The organism is Micromonospora sp. LOL_015 (assembly GCF_048060275.1).
In the GTDB taxonomy this organism is placed as follows: domain Bacteria; phylum Actinomycetota; class Actinomycetes; order Mycobacteriales; family Micromonosporaceae; genus Micromonospora_E.
This window is the reverse complement of record NZ_JBHMIO010000118.1, coordinates 1-2,144: the sequence shown is the minus strand read 5'-3', so window position 1 is coordinate 2,144 and position 2,144 is coordinate 1. Positions and strand designations below refer to the sequence as shown.

General features: G+C 69.1%; 3 protein-coding genes and 1 pseudogene. 2 read left to right on the top strand and 2 right to left on the bottom strand.

The window, feature by feature from the left end; translation table 11 throughout:
• Positions 1 to 119: 119 nt before the first annotated feature.
• A pseudogene (locus tag ACFHWU_RS28990) lies at positions 120 to 467 on the top strand (transposase family protein); the annotation flags it as partial.
• A gap of 43 nt (positions 468 to 510) precedes the next feature.
• Here ACFHWU_RS28990 and ACFHWU_RS28985 read toward each other — a convergent pair.
• A complete protein-coding gene (locus ACFHWU_RS28985) occupies positions 511 to 984 on the bottom strand; it encodes a hypothetical protein (protein ID WP_416592277.1) in 474 nt (157 codons plus the stop codon).
• Positions 985 to 1,100: 116 nt separating this feature from the next.
• On the opposite strand from ACFHWU_RS28985, the gene ACFHWU_RS28980 reads away from it, so the two are divergent.
• A complete protein-coding gene (locus ACFHWU_RS28980) occupies positions 1,101 to 1,301 on the top strand; it encodes a hypothetical protein (protein ID WP_416592276.1) in 201 nt (66 codons plus the stop codon).
• Between the two features lie 336 nt (positions 1,302 to 1,637).
• Here the strand turns inward: ACFHWU_RS28980 and ACFHWU_RS28975 are convergent, their stop codons facing one another.
• Positions 1,638 to 1,943 carry a hypothetical protein gene (locus ACFHWU_RS28975; RefSeq protein ID WP_416592275.1) on the bottom strand — a complete coding sequence of 102 codons (306 nt, stop codon included), beginning with the start codon at positions 1,941 to 1,943 and terminating at the stop codon, positions 1,638 to 1,640.
• Positions 1,944 to 2,144 lie beyond the last annotated feature (201 nt).

Below are 2,144 nucleotides of genomic sequence, written 5' to 3'. Positions count from 1 at the left end.
GCCCGCACGCTCTACCGCTGGGACACCCGGCCGACAACCCGCCGACTCAGGTAACGCCTATTGCCGGTCGCTCTAAGGACGAGGTCTTCTCAAGGATCTTGTCCACCCGGAGCTTCGTCATGTCGCATTCTGTCACCCCTGCCGTCGATCCGGTGTCCACGCCGGCCGGCGGGGACGTCGCGTCGTCGTGTCACGACCTGCTGGGCCTGTTGCTGGCGGTGTCCGACGGCCGGTCGGCGCAGGGCCGTGAACATCCGGTCGCGGTCGTCCTGACGCTGGCGGCGGCCGCGACCGTGGCCGGGGCGACCGGCTACACCGCGATCGCGGGCTGGGTCGCCGACGTACCGGCCGAGGTCATGGACAGCCTCTACCGCAGGGTCGGAGCCCGCCCGGCCCGACGGCCGTCCCGGTCGACGATCTGGCGGGTCTGCACCGACGCCGACGCCGACGTGCTCGACGCCGTCATCGCCGGATGGACAACGACACGACACAGCCGGCGCGCCGACCCAGCTACGGCTCGACGGCAAGACCGTGGGCGGCGCCGTCGGCGACGACGGGAACCAGTTGCACCTGCTGTCCGCTCTCGCCGGAGACCCGCGACCGGGAGCGGTGGGCGTCGTGCTCGCCCAGGCGCCGACCGACGGCGCCAGGACCACGGAGCCGGCCACCGCCCGCGCCCTGCTGCAGACCCTCGACCTGCCAGGCATGACCGTCACCGCGGACGCGTTGCACACCGCCAGGGCGACCGCCGAACTGATCCACGACCACGGCGGCCAGTTCATGTTCCCGGTCAAGGAGAACCGCCGGACCCTGTTCGACGCCCTCAACACGCTGCCCTGGGCCGACACCCCGCCCGACCTGGAGAACGTCGACATCGGACACGGCCGCCAGACCCGCCGCACGATCCGTGTCCTGCCCGCCCCGCCCGATCTGCCGTTCCCGCACGTCAACCAGGTCTGGCTGATCGAGCGCTACGTCACGCACACCGCCACCGGGAACAGTCCGCCGCCGCGCAGCTCGGCGTCGCCAGCCACACTCCCGACCAGGCCGGCCCCGCCGAACCGGCCGCCTACAACCGCAGTCACTGGGCCATCGAATCGTTGCACTGGATCAGAGACACCTGCTACCGGGAGGACCGGTCGACCACGCGTACCCGGTCCGGACCCCGGGTCCTGGCCTCGCTACGTAACCTCGCGATCAACGCCCTACGCCTGGCCGGCCGAACCGACATCACGGAAGCCACCAGATGGGCCGCCCGCAACATGACCAGGCCATTCACCATCCTCGACCTCACCAGATGATGTTGAAACGGCCGTGCGCAGTGAGTCGACGGAGCGGAACGGCGGGCGAGCCCACCGCCCAGACCCGATCGAGGGCACGACGAGTGTGCAGCAAGTCGACCACAACCCCGCCGGTGAATTCCCTGCCTCTCAGGAGCGGCCCCGCTTGGACCCTCTAGCGCCTCGCTGACCGCGCCACGGGGAATTCCGCTGCGGCCGACAGCAGCACCGTACCGGCGGAATCAGTTACGTAGTGGACGCCATGCCCGCCCCGCAACGGCTCATGGCGGGGCTGGTCGTAGCCGAGATCGACGGCGACGTTCATGGGACGATCCGATTCGACCCGGCCGGCTGAGATCAATCGACGTGGACACCGCCGCCCGTTGCCAGGAGCAACTGGCGCGGCAGTGGGCGCCGCGCCTCGGGGTTCGGGCGGGCGGTCGCGGCAAATGGAGGTTGATTGTGTAGCCAAAGCAGCCCGGCGAGGTCGGCCGGCATCCTCCAGCGGTCTGGACGCGCGAGGTTGATCGTCTTGCTGCCGATGAAGGTGTCGCCCGGGTTGAACTGGAAGCTGATGGTTGGTGCTCCGGCGAGGAGGTCGTCAACGTCGGAGAGTTCGACACAGGTGAAGCGGTGTGCTCCCACCGCGACGACCAGGGGCACCTTGTGCGTTCGGTGATGCCGGCGTACCTGCTGACCTTCGCATCCGCAGCTCGGGCGAGGCGGCTTGCCTCCTACTCATCACTCTTTCAAACGCACGAGCAAATAGGGAGACCCACCCTCCTCTCTTAAATCTACCGACTCTCGGGGTCGGTCTTACGGCCCCGACGGCCGTACTTGTTCCTGACGATGCGCCACCGGACG